Here is a 4,473-nt window from a genome sequence, read left to right as displayed (position 1 = left end):
AACAACACCACGCCACTGCCCGCCTCGGAAACCGCAGCCATGGCGGCCCGCAAGCTCCAGCGGCCCGGTTGCTTGACCATCAACAAGTCACGCAGCGGGTCCATGTTGTGCACCCGCACCAGGGTCGGCTCTTCCGCGCAGATGTTGCCCAGGGTCAGGGCCATGTGCACGTCGCCTTCCACTGAATCACGGTAGGTCACCAAATTGAATTGGCCCAGTTCGCTGTCCAGCGGCTGCTCGGCAATCCGCTGAACGGTACGTTCGTGGATCATGCGGTAGTGGATCAGGTCGGCAATGGTGCCGATCTTGATGTTGTGTTCGGCGGCAAAGGTTTCCAGTTCTGGACGACGGGCCATGGTGCCGTCGTCGTTCATTACTTCGCAGATCACCCCGCTCGGCTCGAAACCGGCCATGCGCGCCAGGTCGCAGGCGGCTTCGGTATGGCCGGCACGGGCCAGGGTGCCGCCCGGCTGGGCCATCAGCGGGAAGATGTGACCGGGGCTGACGATGTCTTCAGCCTTGGCATCCTTTGCGGCAGCGGCTTGCACGGTGCGTGCGCGGTCGGCGGCGGAGATACCGGTGGTGACGCCGGTAGTTGCTTCAATGGAAACCGTGAACTTGGTACCAAAACCCGAGCCATTGCGCGGCGCCATCAACGGCAGCTTGAGCAACTCGCAACGCTCGCGGCTCATGGGCATGCAGATCAGCCCACGGGCGTGCTTGGCCATGAAGTTGATGTGCTCAGGCTGGCAGGCCTCGGCGGCCATGATGATGTCGCCTTCGTTTTCGCGGTCTTCGTCATCCATCAGGATGACCATCTTGCCTTGGCGGATGTCTTCAACCAGTTCTTCGATGCTATTGAGCGCCACGCGGCACCCCCTTGGTCAGGATTTCAGGTAGCCGTTAGCGGCCAGAAAACTTTCAGTGATGTTCCCAGATGCTGGCTCTGCGGCCTTTTCGCCCAGCAACAGGCGCTCCAGGTAACGGGCAAGCAAGTCCACTTCCAGGTTCACCCGGCGACCCGGCTGGTACGAGGCCATGATGGTTTCGCTGAGGGTGTGGGGAATGATGGTCAGTTCGAATTCGGCGCCATTCACGGCGTTCACGGTCAGGCTGGTGCCGTCGACGGTGATCGAGCCTTTGTGGGCGATGTACTTGGCCAACTCTTTAGGTGCACGGATGCGGAATTCCACGGCGCGTGCGTTTTCACTGCGGGCAACGACTTCACCGACGCCATCAACGTGACCGCTGACCAGGTGGCCGCCGAGACGAGTGGTCGGCGTCAGGGCCTTTTCCAGGTTCACCGGGCTGCCGGCCTTGAGGTCGTTCATCGCCGTGCAGTCCAGGGTTTCCCGGCTGACGTCGGCGGCAAAGCCGTTGCCCGGCAACTCGATGACGGTCAGGCACACGCCGCTGACGGCGATACTGTCACCCAGCTTGACGTCGCCGAGGTCGAGCTTGCCGGTTTCAACCAGCAGGCGTACGTCGCCGCCCTTGGGGGTCATGGCGCGGATGCTGCCGATGGATTCGATAATGCCGGTGAACATGGCCTTCTCCTGGAAAACGAGGCTGCGCGTGGCGCAGGCCGGGAATTATACGCTCGCCGCCGGGACGGGAATGGCAGTGACTCGCCAGTCGTCGCCTACAGCGCGCATTTCAGTGATCTTGAGTTGGGGGGCATCCGCCAGTTTCTCAAGCGGCCAGTCCAACAAGGGTCGGGCGGCGGAGCCGAGGAACTTGCCGGCGACGAAGATCACGTACTCGTCCACCAGGCCCTGCTGGGCAAAGGCGCCCGCCAGGCTTGGGCCGGCTTCCACCAATACTTCGTTGACGCCACGGGCGGCCAACGCGACCAGGGCCGAGCGCAGGTCGACCTGGCCCTCGACGCCCGGCACCACCAGGCACTCGGGGCCACGGGGGAACTGGTTCTCCGGCGTGACACAGGTGATGACCAACGCCGGGCCGGCCTTGAAAAACGGCGCGTTGAGCGGCACGCGCAGGCGGCCATCGATCAACACACGCAGCGGTGGACGCGACATGGCGAGCGCAGTGGTTTCTTCATCCAGACCCAGTTCGGCGGCACGTACGGTCAAGCGCGCACCGTCAGCCAGTACCGTGTCGGCGCCGGTCAGCACCACGCTGGCCTCGGCGCGCAGGCGCTGCACAGCGGCGCGGGCGGCGGGGCCGGTAATCCATTGGCTCTCGCCACTGGCCATCGCGGTGCGACCGTCCAGGCTCATCGCCAGCTTGACCCGCACAAATGGCAAGCCGTGTTCCATGCGCTTGAGGAAACCCGGGTTCAATGCACGGGCCTGGGCCTCCAGAACACCGCTATGCACCTCGATACCCGCCTGGGCCAAGCGCTGCATACCGCGCCCGGCCACTTCCGGGTTGGGGTCCTGCATGCCGGCCACGACGCGTGCAACCCCGGCGCTCACCAGCGCATCCGCGCAAGGCGGTGTACGCCCGTGATGGCTGCACGGCTCGAGGGTCACGTACACCGTGGCGCCACGCGCCTTGTCGCCAGCGGCGCGCAGGGCATTCGGTTCGGCATGGGGCTCGCCGGTACGTTCATGCCAGCCTTCGCCGACAATCTGCCCATCGCGCACGATCACGCAACCCACACGTGGGTTGGGGTGCGTGGTGTACAGGCCCTTGCGCGCCAGTTCTAGGGCGCGGGCCATGTAATGGGCGTCGAGGACCGCTTGTTCTGGGGTCATTGTTTAACCGGCTCACGGGCCAGGCGGTCGATCTCTTCGCGGAACTCATTGAGGTCCTGGAAGCGTCGATACACCGAAGCGAAACGGATGTAGGCGACTTCGTCGAGCTTTTGCAGCTCGCCCATCACCAGTTCTCCAACGACCAGGCTCTTGACCTCGCGCTCGCCGGTCGCGCGCAGCTTGTGCTTGATATGCACCAGTGCCGCCTCCAGCCGCTCGACACTCACCGGGCGTTTTTCTAGGGCGCGCTGCATACCGGCGCGCAGTTTGTCTTCGTCGAAAGGCTGGCGGCTGCCGTCGGACTTGATCAGTCGTGGCAATACCAGTTCGGCGGTTTCGAAGGTGGTGAAACGTTCACCGCAGGCCAGGCATTCGCGCCGGCGACGCACTTGATCGCCCTCGGCGACCAGACGCGAGTCAATGACCTTGGTGTCGTTGGCACCGCAGAAGGGACAGTGCATGGTGGCAGGCAACAAAAAAAGGGAGGGCCATGGTAGCGCATCCCGGTGGCAAGACAAGCCATAGCCTTTACGGTATACAGGCGGGCTATTATGTTTGCTTATTTTCACGCCACGGATTTTGTCCTTTCTGGAGCCGTACATGCCGCTACGACCACTGGTTTTACTCACCCTGTTCAGTTTTCTGGTCGCCTGCAGCAGCGAAGCCCCCAAGCCGGCAGCGCCTCAACCGACACCGGCACAAGAGAAGAAAGTCCCGGGTATTGAAGACCTCGGCCCCTTGCCGGCTTATCAGCGGGAAATCAGCGGCGTCCTCAACGGCGTACCGGCCAATGCCGAAGTCGAACTGGCGTTGTTGGTGATCGACGAGCGTAACCGCCCGCAACAACTGCTCGCCAGCAGCGTGCTGACCGGCAATGGCAAGCCCGTGGCCTTCCGCCTGCGCTTCAACCCCGAGGCCTTCCCGGCCGGTGCACGGGTTGAATTGCGTGGCCGCGCCAGCCAGTCCGGCCAGTTGATCCTGCACCTGCCCGCCGTGCGTATCACCCAAGCGATCACCCAGACCACCGGCCCCCTGCAGCTCGTCAAGGCACCATGACGCCACCGCTGGGCCTGCAAAGTGCCCTGAGCGAGCTGATCGGCGACGCCCAATTGGTGCCCTGCCCGCTGCCGGGCACCGCGTTGTCGTTGTGGTTACTGGACGCCGACAACATGGACCGCGAATTCAGCCAGGAAGAAACCCGGCGCATCCTGCATGAGCCGCCCTACTGGAGTTTCTGCTGGGCCAGCGGTTTGGCGTTGGCGCGCTACCTGGCGGCCAATCCCGAGTGGGTCGCGGGCAAGCGTGTACTGGATTTTGGCGCCGGCTCCGGCGTGGCCGGGATTGCCGCCGTCAAGGCGGGCGCGCTGGAAGTGGTGGCGTGCGACCTCGACCCACTGGCGCTCGCATCCTGCCGGGCAAATGCCGAGCTCAATGGGGTTGAGCTGAATTATTCAGCCGACTTTTTCGCCGAAGCCGACCGCTTCGACCTGATTCTCGTCGCCGACGTGCTCTACGACCGTGCCAACCTGCCGCTGCTGGACCAGTTCCTCACTCGCGGCCGTGAAGCGTTGGTGGCGGACTCACGCGTGCGCGACTTCCAACACCCGGATTATCAGCGCCTGGAAATCCTCGATGCCCTGACGCTGCCGGATCTGGCTGAGCCTTGGGAGTTTCGCAAGGTGAGCCTGTACCACTCGCAGCGTTCTTGAGGCCATCGCGGGCAAGCCCGCTCCCACAGGTGACCGCATTCCCC

Annotated in this window: 6 protein-coding genes; 2 read left to right on the top strand and 4 right to left on the bottom strand. The window is 63.9% G+C overall.

Annotation, left to right across the window (positions count from 1 at the left end; all coding sequences use genetic code 11):
- From ribB to nrdR, 4 genes are all read right to left on the bottom strand, one after another.
- Positions 1 to 869: 3,4-dihydroxy-2-butanone-4-phosphate synthase (gene ribB / locus ACRESD_RS06050; protein ID WP_431750094.1), on the bottom strand; the 869-nt coding region annotated here is incomplete at its 3' end.
- Between the two features lie 15 nt (positions 870 to 884).
- Positions 885 to 1,547 (bottom strand): riboflavin synthase, encoded by a 663-nt coding sequence (locus ACRESD_RS06045; protein ID WP_005791849.1) that lies wholly within the window; start codon positions 1,545 to 1,547, stop codon positions 885 to 887.
- A 45-nt stretch (positions 1,548 to 1,592) separates the two neighbouring features.
- A complete protein-coding gene (gene ribD / locus ACRESD_RS06040) occupies positions 1,593 to 2,720 on the bottom strand; it encodes a bifunctional diaminohydroxyphosphoribosylaminopyrimidine deaminase/5-amino-6-(5-phosphoribosylamino)uracil reductase RibD (protein ID WP_431750093.1) in 1,128 nt (375 codons plus the stop codon).
- On the bottom strand, positions 2,717 to 3,181 hold the full coding sequence (gene nrdR / locus ACRESD_RS06035; protein ID WP_167659696.1) for a transcriptional regulator NrdR: 465 nt from the start codon (positions 3,179 to 3,181) through the stop codon (positions 2,717 to 2,719). Before nrdR ends, ribD begins: the two co-directional genes overlap by 4 nt.
- A 139-nt stretch (positions 3,182 to 3,320) precedes the next feature.
- Here nrdR and ACRESD_RS06030 point away from each other — a divergent pair, with 139 nt between their 5' ends.
- Together ACRESD_RS06030 and ACRESD_RS06025 are read left to right on the top strand one after the other, a co-directional pair.
- On the top strand, positions 3,321 to 3,776 hold the full coding sequence (locus ACRESD_RS06030; protein ID WP_431750092.1) for a YbaY family lipoprotein: 456 nt from the start codon (positions 3,321 to 3,323) through the stop codon (positions 3,774 to 3,776).
- The gene (locus ACRESD_RS06025; RefSeq protein WP_431750091.1) at positions 3,773 to 4,429 is read left to right on the top strand and encodes a class I SAM-dependent methyltransferase; all 657 of its coding nucleotides are present in this window, start codon (positions 3,773 to 3,775) and stop codon (positions 4,427 to 4,429) included. Before ACRESD_RS06030 ends, ACRESD_RS06025 begins: the two co-directional genes overlap by 4 nt.
- Positions 4,430 to 4,473 lie beyond the last annotated feature (44 nt).

Origin of the sequence: Pseudomonas sp. (assembly GCF_050739995.1) — a bacterium.
Lineage (GTDB): Bacteria > Pseudomonadota > Gammaproteobacteria > Pseudomonadales > Pseudomonadaceae > Aquipseudomonas.
The sequence above is the reverse complement of the archived record's forward strand: the minus strand, read 5'-3'. Positions and strand labels throughout refer to the sequence as shown.

Coding starts and splice junctions, on each gene's coding strand:
- ACRESD_RS06045 (WP_005791849.1), bottom strand. CDS start 1,547: ATGTTCACCGGCATTATCGAATCCATCGGCAGCATCCGCGCCATGACC.
- ribD (WP_431750093.1), bottom strand. CDS start 2,720: ATGACCCCAGAACAAGCGGTCCTCGACGCCCATTACATGGCCCGCGCC.
- nrdR (WP_167659696.1), bottom strand. CDS start 3,181: ATGCACTGTCCCTTCTGCGGTGCCAACGACACCAAGGTCATTGACTCG.
- ACRESD_RS06030 (WP_431750092.1), top strand. CDS start 3,321: ATGCCGCTACGACCACTGGTTTTACTCACCCTGTTCAGTTTTCTGGTC.
- ACRESD_RS06025 (WP_431750091.1), top strand. CDS start 3,773: ATGACGCCACCGCTGGGCCTGCAAAGTGCCCTGAGCGAGCTGATCGGC.